The organism is Psychrobacter sp. SWN149 (assembly GCF_015864565.1).
Lineage (GTDB): Bacteria > Pseudomonadota > Gammaproteobacteria > Pseudomonadales > Moraxellaceae > Psychrobacter.
In genome coordinates this window covers 607437-624734 of sequence record NZ_JADYWX010000002.1, presented here as the reverse complement: position 1 = coordinate 624734, position 17298 = coordinate 607437, and the positions used below count along the sequence as shown (strand labels likewise).

Here is a 17298-nt window from a genome sequence, read left to right as displayed (position 1 = left end):
TATAAAGTTGCCATACTTAAAATAGCTTTGTGTAGATACGATTATTATAAAACGATAATAACTTAGCGGTATTGTCGCTTTAGCAACATACTTTACTGACGAATAGACAGGACGCCTTATGTCATTGCCATCCAAGTTTTTTAAATCATTGGTCAATATCAAAAAAGACCTAAAAGAAGATGTCGATGCGGTATTTACCCGTGACCCTGCAGCACGCAATAGCTTGGAAGTCATTCTGACCTATCCCGGTATTCATGCGCTCATTTTGCATCGCGGTGCGCACTGTCTGTGGAACAATGAACAGAAACTGGCGGCTCGTGTTATCTCATACGGCTCACGTATTATCACAGGCATCGAGATTCACCCTGCTGCCAAGATCGGCAGACGCTTTTTTATCGATCATGGTGTGGGCGTCGTGATTGGAGAAACCGCTGAAATTGGCAATGATGTGACCCTATATCACGGCGTTACTCTTGGCGGCGTGTCTTGGAACAATGGCAAACGACATCCAACATTAGAAGATGGTGTGACTGTTGGTGCTGGTGCGAAAGTCTTGGGGCCATTTACGGTTGGCAAAAATGCCAAAATCGGCTCAAATGCAGTCGTAGTCAAACCAGTACCAGCAGGCGCTACGATGATCGGTAGTGCTGCTCGTATGATCTCAGATCATCATGATGAAAAAGGCAATCCACTGACTACCAAAGTACAGGATGCTAAGCAACAAGAAAAAGTTGCCCAAGCTGGTGAGAGCGACGAGCAAACTAAAGATATGACCCCTACTGCCAAACGTACCAATACTTTCCGTGCTTATGGTATCGACCCTTATTCACAAGACCCTGTTGCAGAAGCGTTTGCTAAAATGCTCGAGCATATCCAGCAATCAGAGAATCGCCTAGATCAACTGCAATCAGCGATGTGTGATATTGACCCAAGCTTTTGCAAGAAAAAATATGACAAGCTATGTCTAGAAGATTTGGATGTGATTGGACGTGCTGATATAGATGCAGTAGATACCGAGCAGAAATAACATTCATGCACCTGCATATAAATCACTTACTAATAGATGAGCAAAAAGTTCAAAATCTATAAAGTTCATCAAATGAAACGTCAGGTAACATCATAACCATAAAAGCCCTGCTATTTTACCTAGCAGGGCTTTTATGGTTAATAATAAACGTTAATGATTAATAACTGACATCTACTAGTTCATCTATCCCTGCATTTTCATGCGCTTTAAACGGATAACGATCCGCCATCACAATCCAATTCGACGTTGATTCAGATATCGATTCTTTGCTTAGGCTATTTTCTTTTTCAGCCAGTTTGATCAATAGAATATCAATATCCATTGTCACCAGTCGCACCTGATTGGCCTCAGCCTGTCGACACCGATTACAATTGCCTTCGAGCATTTTGAAGGTATGTTGCAGTTGCTGCAAGCTTATCGGTGTGGTCAGTGCTAAATGGACACATTGATTGGTATAGTCAGGCTTTAGTAATTGGGTAGTCGCAGTAAAATCAGGGTTTTGAAATGCTGTAGACAATTGTATCTCACCGAGCGTTGCCAACATCTCTCGGGCAAGCGGTAGATACTTTTCGGCTTGATAGTTACTACCCAGTGCTAGCATAACCTCTGCCACAGACTGTGCTTGCACAGTCTCAGGTGCACATTGTGTTAGCTTTGCTAAATTCAAATCCATTGACGTTTTATGCATCATCAGATTGGCTGTCATTAACTTCTTTAGCAGCTTCTTTATCAACTAGCTCGTTGGTTGACACTGGCGCATAGCGCGTGATTTGCACCCCAACCGCATCGGCGGCTGTAATGGCTGTGGGCTTGGCAATGCTTAGTGTGATTTTCTGACAGTCATACTTTGCAAATAGCTTATCAGAGATTTGACCAGCCAAATGCTCAAGCAGTTTTGCTTTGATTTCTATACACCACTCACTCACATCATCACAGACTTCTTTATAGCTCAGTGCATCGCTGACATCATCTGACACAGCAGCACGGCTAATGTCCGTCTCAAGCGCAATATCAATGAGTAATGGCTGAGTGATAGCACGCTCCCAGTCAAAAACACCAATCACTGCTTCTACTTTTAGGCCTTTGACAAACACCACATCAGATTCGGTATAAAACATGCTCTCATCCTTGCTTGCTAAATTTTTAATTAGAGTGTTAAATTCAGTGTTTAAGTGACACGACTACTTGGCTTGCTGCAATGTCTCTTCGCGCAGGCGTGCCGCCTTCAGCATTTTGCTTGGTCGATGTCGCCACAAATCAATACTGAACAGCAGCAGGCCAAACCAAATCAGGCCAAATACCGCCAAGCGTTTTACATCAAATGCTTCATTATAATAAAACACAGCCAAGAAGAAAATAAAGGTCGGTGTTAAATAGTTCATAAAGCTCAAGATACTATAAGCCACTAGTTTGGTCGATTTATTGAATAACAGTAGTGGTATCAACGTGATTGGCCCCGCTATCATCAACAGCCAAATGTTTGGGCTAAACCAAAAACTTAATTGGTGGCTTGCCACATCAGACTGCCAAAACCACCATAGACAAATCGGTACTAACATGGTCGTTTCAACAAACATCGCATCAATCGCAGTCAACGGTGTTTGACGCTGAATCGTACCATAAGTGCTAAAACTGAACGCCAGTATCAATGAGATCCATGGCAAGTTACCAATCATAATCACCTGAATGGCCACCGACAGTAAAGCAAAGCCAATCGCCACCCATTGCAGGGTACGTAAGCGCTCTTTGAACAGTATCATCGAGAGCGCCACACCCACCAGCGGGCCAATAAAGTAACCCAAACTGGCCTCGAGAATACGGTCTTGGTTAACCGCCCAGACATAGGTCAACCAATTGGTCGCAATAATTAAACCAGACAAAAAGGTGTATACAATCCATCTTGGATTTTGCTTTAAGGTGTCAATCCACTGCCAGCGCTTGGTCACGACCAGCAGCACCAGCAAACATAAAAATGTCCAAATAATGCGATGGCCAATAATTTCAGTGGCATCATATTCAGATAACTGCTTGAAATATAATGGAAATCCGCCCCATATAAAAAAGGCAATGAGCGCAGTGATGATACCGCGTCTGGTAGTTTTTATGGGGGTCACAGGTTTTTTGACGACGTTTTGGGTAGTCATAATATAGGACAACTTGTTAGAGCAAAGCGTGCCCTCACCCAATTCTGAATATTATTATCATTTTGATGGTGAGAGCACAGGGTTACTACGGTAAGATTAAAAGGTAAAAAGCAATGTACTCATGCCAATAGTGACATGAGTACATTGCTAACGATTTTAAACTGAAGGATTAAGGACTTTTATTTATCAGGATCAGTTTTTGGCTTAGGCTATTTTACTCGGTAAGTCGTAGAGAAGCATTAGTCCAGTATTCTATACGCAACGACTTATTCAGCGCCCGTATCCACTTGTATAGACATACCAATGTGATTGGCAAGCTCTGCAAATCCTGGGAAACTGGTGTTAACCGTCTCAACCCCTTCAATGGTGATTTGCTTGGATGCACGTAGACTGGCCACAGAAAAGCTCATCGCAATACGGTGGTCATGGTGCGAGACGATATGACCGCCACCAAAAACTGGCTGGCTATTATTTATGTCGCCATTTTCAGTAGCAGCGCCTTTACCTTCAATAATCAGACCATCATCAGTAACGGTACAATCAATACCAAGCGTATGTAGCCCTTCTGCCATCACAGCAATACGGTCAGATTCTTTGACACGTAGCTCTTTAGCACCCGTCAATACCGTGCGACCTTGTGCACAGCTGGCCGCGATAAATAATACAGGGAATTCATCAATCGCTAGCGGCACGAGGTGCTCTGGTATTTCAATACCGACCAAGTTTGAGCTGCGAATAGTGATATCAGCAACAGGCTCGCCGCCGACATGTGTCTCATTGCTCAGGCTAATATCCGCTTGCATTAATTTTAAGATATCGATGATGCCTGTACGCGTAGGATTAATGCCTACTTGCGTTAGGGTCAACTCGCTATCTTGGCTAATGGCTGCAGCCACCATAAAGAAAGCTGATGAAGAAATATCAGCCGGCACCGCGATATCACCGCCGGTGAGCGTACCGCCGCCGGTGACGCTGATACGATTGCCGTCTACGGTCACAGGATAACCAAAGGCTGATAGCATACGCTCGGTATGATCACGGCTGATCTCGGGCTGAACGACAGTTGTCGTACCCTCGGCCCACAGTCCTGCCAATAGCAAGCAAGACTTCACCTGTGCTGACGCAACTGGCATGTCATACTCAGCGCCTTGGAGTGGCTTACCAACATTATCACGACCAGTGATGCTCAGCGGTGCCGTACCACTATGACCTGTGCTCTGAATTACAGCACCCATAGACCGTAATGGCGCAGCCACTCGCTCCATCGGGCGCTTATTCAGGCTGGTATCACCGGTTAATACGCTATCAAATGACTGCGCGGCCAAGATACCAGACAGCAGACGCATACTGGTGCCAGAGTTACCCATGTACAGTGGTGTTTTGCTAGGTTTTAAACCATTCATACCGACACCATGAATGATCAAGTTACCATTATCAGGGCCTTCGATAGTCACGCCCATATCACGGAATGCTTGTAGCGTTGCTAGCGCATCCTCCCCTTCCAAAAACCCAGTAACGTTTGTCACGCCTGTGGCAAGACTGCCCAGCATAATGCTGCGATGCGAGATAGATTTGTCACCAGGAATGGCAATGGTGCCAGAAACAGTATTGCTAGGGGTAATATTATAAGAAGCTGACATGGCAGAAGTATCCGTATAAGGGGTGCTGGCTAACATATGGCCGAAATGTCGCCGTGCGGCTTGCGCGCGGCCCAAAAGTCCCATCAGGGCGGTTGAATCTTTATCAATGATAAGCTGGCGCATGGTCTGTAGATAGACACCATACTCATCAAGGGCGCTCACAATCGCGCTTTGATTGGCAAAAAATATATCATGCCACATTTTAGGGTCACTGGCAGCGATACGGCTAAAGTCACGGAATCCGCCAGCAGCATAACGAAACATATCTAAATTATCATCATGGCTCGCCAATTGCTCAACCAAATTAAAAGCAAGCAAATGTGGCAAATGACTGGTGTGCGCCAGTATGCGATCATGATGCTCAGCGTCCATTGACATGACATTTGCGCCCACTGACTCCCATAATAGTCGCAGTTTAGCGATAGCTGCACTACTAGTCGTCGGTAGCTCACAGATAATGACACTATGATTGACAAATAAACTGGCGCGGCGCGCATGATACCCTGAATTTTCAGCCCCAGCAATTGGATGCGCGGGTACCAGTCCTGTCGGCAGCGAGCCGAACACCGCTTTAGCGGCATCAATGATATTGACTTTGGTACTACAGACATCCGTCATAATACAATCACTGGCAAGCCGACCATCATCCATTGCCTGCTTAATATCAACAAACACGGCTTTGACAGCCTGTACTGGCACTGCAATGATGATTAAATCACTACCGTCGATGACGTCTTGCAGGGTTGCACTACCAGCGTCTAGCAGACCATGCTCAATCGCTTCTGTAATACTTGGTGCATGCCTATCGACCGCTACCAGACGCGCGCTCAAGCCGTTATCTTTAATCGCTTGCGCAAAGCTGGCACCAATCAGCCCAAGTCCAATCACACAAACTTGTTTAAATATAGGTGGCGTAGTATTTAGAGACGATTGAAGTTTATTATTTTTCTGACTACTCACGGCATTTCTCGTTGAACACACTCAGACATAGATAAAGCCAGTCTTAGTATTATAAATTTTAATGGCTAGGGCGTGTCATCAATTAGATTGTGAGTCTTAAAATGAGAAAAATTGTAGATAAACAAGGAAGAAATTGCCGTTAATATGAACATATTGACAAAATTACTGACGATGTTTAGCAAAATTTAGCCATTTTAAGGCCACTAAATGTATTCATGTGCTAATTAATGACATGCCCTAACGTCACTGATTTGATTAAGCGCACCTATTGATGCATTTAATCTTCAGTCAAAATAGAGCGCAAGGTATCAATCAAACGCAGATTTTCTTCGGCCAGTCCTACTGTGATGCGCAGCCAATTCGGCAATCCATAAGCCGTTAATGGACGAACGATAACGCCTTGCTCGAGCAGTGCTTGATGGATTGAAGCCGCTGATATGTCTTCCATCTCAACTTGTACCTCGACCATAATAAAATTGGCATGCGACTTCACAAACCCCAATCCCAATGCATCGAACTGCTTTTCTAGCCAGCGCATTTGCTCATCATTCATCAAACGGGTTTTTTCAATAAAGTCCTGATCGGCCAGTGCCGCAGCCGCAGCCGCCAGACCGATACGACTGACATTAAATGGCTGACGAATACGGTTTAGTAAGTCGGCCACTGCCACTGAGCTTAGGGCATAGCCGACACGCAAACCTGCTAGCCCATACGCTTTAGAAAAAGTACGCACGATAACGACATTGTCAAACTCATCCAGTAGCGCGCGATTATTACTCTCAGGACTATATTCGATATAAGCTTCATCCAATACCACCAAGACTGAGCTTGGCACACTGGCAACAAACTGATGCAGTTCTTTATGTCCAAGCTGCGTACCAGTCGGATTGTTGGGATTGGCAATAAAGACGACTTTGGTATTAGAGTTATCTTGTACCGCCTGACTCATCGCTTTTAAGTCGTGACCAAAGCGGTGCGCAGGCACCTCTATATCCATCGCACCTTGCATTTTTGCGAACATCGAGTACACGACAAAAGCATATTGGCTGTAAACAATAGCGTCATCGATACCCACAAAACTGCGCGCCAAAATATCAAGCAAATCATCAGAGCCATTACCTAAGGTAATCTGCTCGACATTGACATCATTAAAATCTGCCAATGCTTGCTTGAGATAGTAACCATTGCCATCAGGATAACGCGATAGCTGACCCAGTTGCTCAGTGACGGCTAGTGTCACTTGCGGTGAGCAGCCCATTGGGTTTTCATTGCTGGCAAGCTTCACCACATCTGAGATACCGTATTCGCGTGTCAACTCTTCAATTGGCTTGCCCGTTTGATAAGGCGCCAACGCCAAAATACTGTCATAAGCTGGCACGAGTGGCAATAAGCTTGATTCGGTTAATTGAGTCGTCTGCATGGTTTATCCTTAGATACGGTCTTTAAATGTGGTCTTTACATGCTGTCTTTTAATACTTAGACCCATCTATTATGTATGAATACCAATGAGTGAAGCCGTATACTTTATAGCACAGCCTTTGGATATGAGCCGAGTACGCGTAAGTCTTTGACCAATGGACGAATATCATTGATGGCTGCACTGACATTTGGATCATTAACATGACCATCCATGTCAATAAAGAATACATATGCCCATTTATTAGGACGTTCAGGACGGGTCTCGATACTGGTCATCGACACGCCATGATAGGACAATGGCTTCAAAATTTCGATCAACGCGCCGGCTTTGTCGTGTGCTGAAACCACGATAGAGGTTTTGTCTTGACCTGATGGTGCGACCGCTTCGTGACCGATGATCAAAAAGCGCGTGGTATTGCTTGGATTGTCTTCGATATTTGAATAAAGCTTGTGTAAGCCATACTCTGCTACAGCAACATCACCGGCGATCGCTGCTGAGTGCCATTCATTTTTGAGACGACGCGCCGCTTCACCGTTGCTCGATACTGCCACACGCTCTACATTAGGGTAGTTCACATCGAGCCAGTGACGACACTGAGCCAATGACTGCTGATGCGAATAAATACGGCTTAGGCCATCTAGTTTGGTGTGTTCTGCGACCAAAAAGTTCTGATGAATAGGCAGCTCAACTTCGCCAATGATTTTTAGGGTAGAAGATAAGAAACCGTCTAATGTGTGATTGACCACACCTTCTGAAGAGTTCTCAACCGGTACCACACCATACATGGCTGTGCCCGCTTCGACTTCACGGAACACATCCGTAATGGTCGTCATCGGCACAGTATCAGCGGCCTTGCCAAAGTGCTTTAGCGCAGCGGCATGCGTAAAGGTACCAACAGGGCCCAAAAAGGCAATGCGCTGCGGCGCTTCTAAGTCTAAGCATACCGACATGATTTCGCGGAACAGACGCGCCATCTTTTCATCAGCGATTGGGCCCGTATTACGCGCCATGACCGCCTTTAATACTTGTGCTTCGCGCTCAGGACGATAAAAAATCGGGTTGCTATTATCAGCCGCCGGGTTATTGGCAATATGGTTTTTCTTTACCGTAGCCACTTGCTGAGCCAATTTGGCACGGTTATTGATCAACGTTTGGATTTCGCAGTCTACTGCATCAATATTTTGACGAATATTGTCTAAAAAATCTTTTTCATTTGCGGTATCGCTAGCGTTTCCGGTGATTTGATTTAGATTATCCATGGTTTGATCTGGTGACTGCTCGCTCATTACCGCCCATCCTTTTTAGATTTTATCACTGTTAAGTATGACTATATTTGTTACTACGATTGCATGTTTTATTATTGCGATTGGATACTGTGTTCTGATCAGATACTGTACTCTGATTAAAGACCATGCGCTATCTGACATCGCCATTAGCGACGACATTGGTGAGTCAATATAACAGACCAATAGGTCGCGGGCTCTACTATAACAAAAACTTGGGTCAGTGCCCATTCGTAAATACGTATAAACAGCACAACGGCTATAAATGTTATCACAGTTAGCGCTCATAACAGCGATGCATGCCTCAACTATGCAAAAACACACGCTCAAAACTGTGTTACAGTTCCCTTTCCACCCCTACTCAAATTATAAATAAAAAAGCATCCTGTCATTAATATCGATGTGATTACTATAGAAGGCTATCTGATGAGCGTATTACAACAATTAAAAACCATGACCACCATTGTCGCTGATACCGGCGATTTGACCGACATTGCACGCCTAAAACCTATCGATGCGACCACCAACCCTAGCCTCATTACCAAAGCACTTATCCATTCTGACAATCAAGCTGTCCTATCAGAAACGATGAGCCGTCATAACGGTGACATCGATGCCGTTATTGATACACTGACGATAAAAGTTGGCTGCGATATTTTAGCGCTGATCGAAGGCCGCGTATCTACTGAAGTAGATGCTCGTCTCTCTTATGATACTCAGGCCACGATAGACAAAGCCTTGGCATTTATGGAGGCCTACCAAAAAGCAGGTATTGACTCAGAACGCGTCCTGATAAAAATGGCAGCGACTTGGCAAGGCATCGAGGCGGCGCGTTATCTTGAAACCCAAGGTGTTCACTGCAACTTGACGCTCCTATTCGGTCAACACCAAGCCATCGCTTGTGCAGACGCTGGTGTGACCTTGATATCGCCATTCGTTGGCCGTATCTTGGATTGGCAAAAACGCCAACAAAGCCGTCAGAACGTCCCTGCATCTGACGACATGGGCGTCCAATCCGTCAAACTTATTTATCAATACTACAAGCAGCACGGCTACCAGACACAAGTCATGGGCGCAAGTTTTCGCTCAGTTGAGCAAATCTTGGCACTAGCAGGGTGCGACCTGTTGACCATAGCTCCCAATCTCATTGACGAGCTAGCGGCGATGGATACAGAGGTTACCCGTCAGTTATCCCCTAGTATGTCGCTGGATATGAAAGCGATGACTCAAGTAAGTTTGACGCATGAAGAATTCAGCGCCGCCTATCAGCAAGATAAGGTCACACAAGACTTACTACCTAAAGGTATTGATGGTTTTATTGGCGCACGTGACGAGCTTGCTAAGATGCTATCGACCATGCGCGAGTAACAAGGGCAACAGGATTCTCACTGACCTCTCACAAAAGATATTTGCCTGTTAATGGCAAGTTGGCTATCATTACTTACTTTAAACAACCAGCAGCAAGGCTCAAGTATGAAACGGCTATCAATGTTATTGGCCAGTAGTGCACTAATGATTAGTGCCCATGGTGTCAACTGGGTAGAGGTGTCTGAGAGCAGTTCTGGATCGACTTTTAGTATAGATTTGGACTCTATTGAAAGCTCTGACATCAATATCATAGACGAAAAAGACGTCGAAAACATCACAGTGTCGATGCTCAGAACCTACCCCGCGCAAAAGCAGATCAAGAAAGAGAAGACTGCCGTAAAGGACAAAGGCGCTGCAAAAGAGAAGATCGATATAAAAGAAAATAGCATTCAGCGTAGTGATCAGCAATTATTGATTTCCTGCAAAGATGCCAGTTACTATAAGAGAGCCTACGTCAACTACGATGCTGACGATAAAGTCCTAAAGTCATGGCAATCAGAAAAACCGATACTGACCACAAAAGACTTTAAGGTGACTGCCCCAAAAACCGTTGGACGCCGATTGATTGAGCACGCTTGTGACAGTTATGAGCAGACCAAACAGCAGTCAGTGTAAGTCTATTATAGTATTCAACCTAAACCAGATAAAATAAAAGCGCCCTGATATTATTCAGGGCGCTTTTTATTTTGTATTTTTACAGCTTATAGTCAATTCAGTGCAAACCAATGCAAACATAAAGAAAGCTAGATCATACCTTTGCTTTATTTATGATTAACTATATTTATGACCAACTAGATTATCAATTGACCCTATTAAGCTTTTAGTACGGTATAGACAGGCACTGGGAACTCGCCATGCAAATCAATCAAGTCTAATAACACCAATGCACCCACCACCGTATGATCGGCTGATTGACACAGCTCATAAGCTGTGGTCAATGTACCACCAGTCGCCAAAATATCATCGACCAGTAGTACGCGCTCAGGTGGTAAGTTGTTTTGCATCTCAAGCGTGTCTTTGCCATACTCTAGCGCGTACGCTTTGTTGGCCACTGGTGGTGGCAGTTTACCCGGCTTACGTAGTAATATCATACCCTTACCCAAGCGTCCTGCGAGCATACTGGCAAACACAAATCCGCGTGCTTCAACAGCACCCAAGCAGTCGATGTCATCCATCAGGCCTGCTGGCAATGCAGCAAGCAGTGCATCGATGACCTCATTGATGTGACTACGGAGTAACGGGGTAATATCATAAAAATCAATGCCGACTTTTGGAAAGTCTGGTACTGTGCGAATAACCTGCCAAAACGGATGGTCAGTATTACGTGTAGGAGATGACGCGCTTTCGGTGGCCGCGGATGTGGCAGCATTGATACTCATGATAACCCTTAGCTTATATGACTGAGATAACTGGCGTGACTTGAATAACTGATATGAACGATATGACGACTGCTCATAAATCGCTCATGACATATCAGCGGCAAATAGTAGATATAGTCAATCCATGTTAAAAATGATACAAGGCAGACGAGCGCAAGTACTACAGTAGTAGGCTAAGCGAGTCTAACGCCGTAACACTTTAAGAATGGTTCGACTATAACACTATAAATTTAACGGCGACTATTATAGCATAACTGACCTGCACATGGCGGATGCGCGTCTGTTGTTGCAGCCAATCACTGCAATATAGCGTAAGTACGGGCTTGATAAAAGACAACTTATCTCAATATACAAGTGTAAACTTAACTATGAAAATCACGGTTATATGCTAAACTACGTGCGCTTTTGCAGTCTCATATCATTGTCATAAAGGTAGTGGCTGAATGAATGACTGCAATCCTAAACATAAGCGTATATAACGCACTGTAACACTGGTAATGATCGATAGGACTTATTTATGAAACGTTATGAATGTATCGTCTGTGGCTGGATATATGATGAAGCACTGGGCTGCCCTGAAGAAGGCATTGCCCCTGGCACAAAATGGGATGACATCCCTGATGACTGGACTTGCCCTGAGTGCGGCGTCGGCAAGCTTGATTTTGAGATGCTTGAGCTGTAGTAGATGACCCTCTAATTAGGACACTTCATGATAAAATCAGATGACATCAATAGTGCCAAATTGACTGAACCCTTAGACAATCTAGACACCTACCCCACGCCTGAATGGCAACGATTTGGGGCACATCAATGGCGCGACTCCGATTTGAGTCAGCATCTTCAGCAAGCGATGATCGATATCGGTGATGGCATTGAGCTGTGTGTCGAGGCAGGAGGTAACCCTAATCATCCGCCGCTACTCATGATTATGGGGCTAGGGTCACAGATGATATTTTGGCCTGACAATTTCATCAAACGCTTTATTGATGCTGGTTTCTTTGTGATTCGTTTTGACAATCGTGATATTGGTCTGTCCTCTAAGGTGCAGATTGAGGGATTGCCACGCATTAGCCAGCTCAAAATGATGGTACGATTGCAAACTGGCCTGTCCAATAAAAGCACGCAGGTTGCCTATAATCTAACAGATATGGCAGAAGACACCGCGCGTTTGATTAAGGCCCTCAAGCTTGGCAAGACCCATTTGCTTGGCGCTTCGATGGGCGGCATGATCGCACAGATCGTAGCGGCACGTTATCCCAGCTTGGTACAGCGTATGGCGCTGATGTTTACGACGACCAATCGTGCCTTTTTAAAGCCGCCAAAGCCCAAGCAGCTATACACCCTTATTAATCGTCCAGAGAGTCATTCTGAACGTGATATCGTGCGTCATAGCGTGTGGTTTATGAAAACCGTTGGTACACCAGGGCATGTCAATGTACGGATGGTGCGTGAGATTGCCAAGATTCGCTATCAGCGCAACTTTCATCCGCTAGGTACGGTTCAGCAGCTTAATGCTATCTTGGCATCAGGTTCTATCAGTCGCTTTAGTAAGCAAGTCAAAGCACCAACCATTGTACTACATGGTAGCGCTGATGGCTTAATTCCTGCCTCACAGGGCCGCGTGGTTGCCAAAACCATCCCTAATGCTAAGTTTCACCTGATTGAAGGCATGGCACATGATATTCCAGAGTATTATCAGCCTTATATGGTTGATTTAATCAGCCATCATTTATCGGATAAATAGCCACTTCCCTGCCATGTCTATACCTGCTGTCAGTACAAGGCACGTATCATGTACTCGATAAAAAAATGTGTGCAATAAAAAAGAGTGCCAGCCTATGATAAATAGGTTGGCACTCTTTTTTTTATTGCGTATTAAGTTTTGATAGTCGCGCTAATCGCACGCGACCCCAGTACCCTCTTTGTCAACACACATTTTATTGCCATTCTTTAAATTGCCAATCCATGCCTTACCACCGGTAAAGGTAAATGACGGCTTACCTCTATAGTCGTCAGCCAACACCCCATCACTTGCAAAGCGAAAAGGAATCACCAACTCTCCGCCCAGATTGATAAATCCCCATTCTTTGCCGATACGCACGCCCGCCAGCGACTCAGAGAATGGGCGTACCTCATCAAACGAATAAGTAATCATGGTGATATTATTGTCATCAACAAAGCCCCATTTGCCATCCTGTTGACGTGATTGCAACGTGGTAAAACCGCTAGATATAGGCGGCTTAGGCCCTGACGATGATTTAGGCACAGACGATGGCTTATCGGTCACAGTAGCAGGTGCAGACTCTTTGGCGGATGATGCATTGGGGTCACGAGCCGTATTCCCATTTTTATCGACCCAACTGGTCGCACTATTTTTTCGTACTCGCGCCACGCCATTACGGTAGTTATCAATATCATCAATGGCTGCCGAGAATGAAACAACCGTGCTATTGGCCGTGTTAATCACGCCATAGTTACCGTCTTTTTTTACCACGATACGTCCATCTGATACAGGCCGCGCCCATCCTCCACTTTCTGTGAGCATGTCATACATTGCAGGCACGACTTCGCGGCCTTGCATATTGAGATAGCCGACACGACTGTTACGCAATACAGGTAGCAGATCGCTCGATATTTTATCGGCATCGACCTTTTGATAGCGTGATAAATCAACGACTCTTTTACCTTTTTTGTCAATCAATGCCACAGGCGCACCAAAATCCTTGGTCGCTAAAAAATACTTGCTACTCGCGGTACAAGCGACATTTTTGTAGTAGCTTTTGGGCAGTTTACAACTGGCCGCTTGGGCGCTTGGCACCATAAACAGCAAACCCAAAGAGACACTGATAAACAAACCATAGCGCGCCACCGTTCTAGATGTACCAGATACTAGGTGTGAGTGTTTGTTTGAAAAAAAGTATCGAAGCATAAGTAAACCTAGGCAAATAATATACAGAGTGTTTAAGATAATGGACGAACCATTCAATATACGGTAAAGCATAAGGGTCTGTTTGAATATCAAACAGATCTTAGACTAACAAATTGTTGTACCAGCGCCAATGTCATTACTGTAAGAGCGTCACTCGATTATAAAGACATTGCTGTACTGTGCTACGATTTATACTGACAAATCTCACTATGTCGGCACTATTGCATAGCGACACTGCGACCAAGATTGCTGTCACTATTAGTCAGCACTAACAGTAACTTTAATCGTTTATGTCTAGCCTGTACACACAGTAGGATTAGCTATAGCGACAGCCTATTTAAAAAACCAGAATAAATTTTGGTTTTATCATTTCATTTTATGTCTAAAACCACGACAATATGGCCTTGGTGAAACGTCACATGCACAGCGTGACATCATAATAAGAATATTAACATAAGGACCCGACATGGCTATCGCTTCTTCACGTTCTGCACCTATTGGCTTAGTCATTGGTTGTATCATTTTTGGTCTGGGCAGTTTGATTGTGGCTCACGTTGATATCGGCGGCTGGGCCATGTCGTTTTGGCGATTGGCTATTTCAGGTATCGTCTTTGCGGTCTTAGCAAAGACCATGGGCCAGCATCTACCCCGATCAAGGCGAGCGATTGTTTATAGCTTACTGTCAGGTGCTTTTTTGGGATTGGATTTGGCACTTTGGCACGAGAGTATTTATGCCGTCGGCCCTGGTATCTCGACCTTGCTCAACAGCTTGCAGATTTTTTTCTTAGCAGCTATTGGCTTTTTATATTTTAATGAACGTCAATCTATCGTGCAGCTGATCAGTTTATTTTTGGCGATGCTGGGCGTGGCCATGATCGGCAGTCCTGAGCTTGCTCACAACAGCGCTGCCATTTGGGGGTTTGTCACAGGTATTGTGTCAGGCGCAATGCTGGCAGCATCAATGACTTTTATCCGTAAGACACACGATACCGAACCTGTACCCATATTTATGCTGATGCAATTGATCAGTATCGGTGGTGTGCTTGCCATGGTTGTGCCGATGTTGGCTTTCGATATGGGTAACATTTTGCCCAACACCTGGTCTGAGCTTGGTTGGGTGTTGATTTATGGTACGGTGATGCAGTGCTTGGCTTGGGGCCTGATTGCCTATTCTATCCCTAAGCTATCACTGGCACTGACAGGATTATTACTACTGACCGAGCCTGTTGCCGCCCTCATTATTGACTATAGCTGGCTGGACAAACCCATCAACAGCTTACAATGGGGCGGCGCACTACTGACTATGTTTGCCATTTATTTGGGATCATTAAAACCAAAACCACGGGCACTACGCCGTTATCGGTTTTTTTCAAAGTTCTATAAGCGAGATTATAAGTAAGCTCGACACTATTGTTCGATTTTTTCGGATGATATAAATCAATATTATTCAATAAAAAGCGCCCATGCTATTGATAGCATGGGCGCTTTTTATTTACTGCATTCACTGCAAACTTAAACATTGTAGAGACTGATTATTTAGCCAACGCTTTATTCGCCGCTTTCGTCTCGGCACTTTGGTTAAACAAGGCATTTAACACGATAGCGGCTAAAGTAGCAGTACCAATACCGCCCAAATCAAAGCCTCCTAGGTGCAAGCTAAAGTTACCTGTACCCATAATGACGGTCACAGCAGCGATAATCAAATTGCTGTTTTTGCTAAAATCAATGCGACTGTCTATCCAAATTTTTATCCCAGCCACCGTGATCAGGCCAAAGACGACGATAGAAGCACCGCCCAATAGAGCCGCTGGTATCGTCTGAATAATCGCACCAAACTTGGGTGACAGTCCCAATATGATAGCGACCACACCTGCCACGACAAATATCGTGGTGCTATATATTTTGGTGACCGCCATAACGCCGATGTTTTCAGCGTAAGTGGTCACACCAGTACCACCGAAGCCTGCTGAAAAAGTCGTGGCCAAACCATCTGCTAAAAACGCGCGTCCCATATAAGGGGTCACGCGAGCCTTGGTCATGCCCTCTACTGCTTTAAAATGACCCAAGTTTTCGGCCACTAAGATAAAGGCCACAGGCGCAATGAGAATAATGGCGCTCAGCTCAAAACGAGGCGTATGAATACTCGGTAACCCAAACCATGAAGCTGCAGCGACCGTACTAAAGTCAATCGCAGTCCCAAAACCTAAGATATTGGTCATCACAAAATAAGCCACATATGACAGTACCAGACCGACGAGTAGCAATAGACGACGTAGCATACCGCGCGTAAATACCGCCACCCCACTAATGAGCAGTACGGTCAAAGTGGCCATCCAAGCATCAAACTGATTGGCAGACACCCCTTGAATGGTCACTGGTGCTAAATTAAGACCGATAATCATCACGATAGCGCCGGTGACGATAGGCGGCATTAAGCGCTCGATCCAGCCCGTTCCCGTTTTCATCACGAGCAAGCCAATCAGCGCATAAATAATACCGCAGGCCATGATACCGCCTAGCGCAACATTTAGATTATCATTGAACCCTGCGCCTGCATATGCCGTCACCGCAATGACTGGACCAATAAAAGCAAAACTTGATCCCAAGTAACTTGGCATGCGTCCACCAGTGATCATGAAAAACATCACCGTACAGATACCAGACATCAAAATAGCTAAGTTAGGGTCAAATCCCATCAATAGTGGCGCCAGCACCGTCGCACCAAACATGGCAAACGTATGCTGTATACCTAGTAATACACTCTTTGATGGTGGCAAATAGTCATTGATACCCACTGGATCACGATCCAAGTTGCCCTTGTAAGGTCGCCATGTCGGAAACCAACGGCCATTTTCAAAGTCTGGATTGTGTGGGTAGTTGATGGCGGCTGAATCAATACCTGCAGCCTCTAATGCGTTTTGAGCTGACTGATCTGGAGCGCTGTTGTCTGACGCTGATAAAGGGTCTTTTTGAGATGGCATGCGCGCTTGTCCTATGTGAGCTGAACTAAGGTAATAAGCTAAAATAACTGCTAAAATGAAAACTGAGCGAAATTGAGAGACTGATAAATAGCGCTGTGTGGCTAACTTATATAGATAAAAGAGCACTATATGTTTCTATCTATAATATGTCATCCCAATTCATTCGT

General features: G+C 44.9%; 15 protein-coding genes. 6 read left to right on the top strand and 9 right to left on the bottom strand.

Going from position 1 to position 17298, the window contains the following annotated elements:
- Positions 1-118: 118 nt before the first annotated feature.
- The gene (gene cysE, locus I6E86_RS05305; protein ID WP_197175865.1) at positions 119-1027 is read left to right on the top strand and encodes a serine O-acetyltransferase; all 909 of its coding nucleotides are present in this window, start codon (positions 119-121) and stop codon (positions 1025-1027) included.
- A 157-nt stretch (positions 1028-1184) separates the two neighbouring features.
- Here cysE and I6E86_RS05300 read toward each other — a convergent pair whose 3' ends face one another.
- From I6E86_RS05300 to pheA, 6 genes are all read right to left on the bottom strand, one after another.
- Positions 1185-1718 (bottom strand): 2-amino-4-hydroxy-6-hydroxymethyldihydropteridine diphosphokinase, encoded by a 534-nt coding sequence (locus I6E86_RS05300; RefSeq protein WP_227680539.1) that lies wholly within the window; start codon positions 1716-1718, stop codon positions 1185-1187.
- Positions 1708-2145: a dihydroneopterin aldolase gene (folB, locus tag I6E86_RS05295; RefSeq protein WP_197175863.1), complete on the bottom strand. Its 438-nt coding sequence runs from the start codon at positions 2143-2145 to the stop codon at positions 1708-1710. The genes I6E86_RS05300 and folB overlap by 11 nt, the downstream gene beginning before the upstream one ends.
- Positions 2146-2208: 63 nt before the next feature.
- Entirely contained in the window at positions 2209-3171 is a 963-nt protein-coding gene (gene rarD, locus I6E86_RS05290) for an EamA family transporter RarD (RefSeq protein WP_197175861.1), read from the bottom strand.
- A gap of 266 nt (positions 3172-3437) precedes the next feature.
- A complete protein-coding gene (locus tag I6E86_RS05285; protein ID WP_197175859.1) occupies positions 3438-5771 on the bottom strand; it encodes a bifunctional prephenate dehydrogenase/3-phosphoshikimate 1-carboxyvinyltransferase in 2334 nt (777 codons plus the stop codon).
- A gap of 277 nt (positions 5772-6048) precedes the next feature.
- Positions 6049-7191 (bottom strand): histidinol-phosphate transaminase, encoded by a 1143-nt coding sequence (hisC, locus tag I6E86_RS05280; protein WP_197175857.1) that lies wholly within the window; start codon positions 7189-7191, stop codon positions 6049-6051.
- A 104-nt stretch (positions 7192-7295) separates the two neighbouring features.
- Entirely contained in the window at positions 7296-8477 is a 1182-nt protein-coding gene (gene pheA, locus I6E86_RS05275) for a prephenate dehydratase (protein WP_194363198.1), read from the bottom strand.
- A 423-nt stretch (positions 8478-8900) separates the two neighbouring features.
- On the opposite strand from pheA, the gene I6E86_RS05270 reads away from it, so the two are divergent.
- Both I6E86_RS05270 and I6E86_RS05265 read left to right on the top strand, forming a co-directional pair.
- Entirely contained in the window at positions 8901-9842 is a 942-nt protein-coding gene (locus I6E86_RS05270) for a transaldolase (protein WP_197175855.1), read from the top strand.
- Between the two features lie 105 nt (positions 9843-9947).
- A complete protein-coding gene (locus I6E86_RS05265) occupies positions 9948-10457 on the top strand; it encodes a hypothetical protein (RefSeq protein ID WP_197175847.1) in 510 nt (169 codons plus the stop codon).
- A 197-nt stretch (positions 10458-10654) separates the two neighbouring features.
- On the opposite strand, the gene I6E86_RS05260 is transcribed toward I6E86_RS05265, so the two are convergent.
- Positions 10655-11221 (bottom strand): adenine phosphoribosyltransferase, encoded by a 567-nt coding sequence (locus I6E86_RS05260; protein ID WP_197175845.1) that lies wholly within the window; start codon positions 11219-11221, stop codon positions 10655-10657.
- A gap of 517 nt (positions 11222-11738) precedes the next feature.
- On the opposite strand from I6E86_RS05260, the gene I6E86_RS05255 reads away from it, so the two are divergent.
- Entirely contained in the window at positions 11739-11903 is a 165-nt protein-coding gene (locus I6E86_RS05255; RefSeq protein WP_011280463.1) for a rubredoxin, read from the top strand.
- Positions 11904-11930: 27 nt separating this feature from the next.
- Complete coding sequence (locus I6E86_RS05250) at positions 11931-12965, top strand: alpha/beta fold hydrolase (protein ID WP_194363194.1); 1035 nt, start codon at positions 11931-11933, stop codon at positions 12963-12965.
- 150 nt (positions 12966-13115) lie between these two features.
- Here I6E86_RS05250 and I6E86_RS05245 read toward each other — a convergent pair whose 3' ends face one another.
- Entirely contained in the window at positions 13116-14042 is a 927-nt protein-coding gene (locus I6E86_RS05245; protein WP_413786988.1) for a WG repeat-containing protein, read from the bottom strand.
- A 574-nt stretch (positions 14043-14616) separates the two neighbouring features.
- Between I6E86_RS05245 and I6E86_RS05240 the strand changes: the two genes are divergently transcribed.
- The gene (locus tag I6E86_RS05240) at positions 14617-15549 is read left to right on the top strand and encodes a DMT family transporter (RefSeq protein WP_197175840.1); all 933 of its coding nucleotides are present in this window, start codon (positions 14617-14619) and stop codon (positions 15547-15549) included.
- Between the two features lie 133 nt (positions 15550-15682).
- Here the strand turns inward: I6E86_RS05240 and I6E86_RS05235 are convergent, their stop codons facing one another.
- A complete protein-coding gene (locus I6E86_RS05235) occupies positions 15683-17131 on the bottom strand; it encodes a solute carrier family 23 protein (protein WP_227680538.1) in 1449 nt (482 codons plus the stop codon).
- Between the last annotated feature and the right edge of the window lie 167 nt (positions 17132-17298).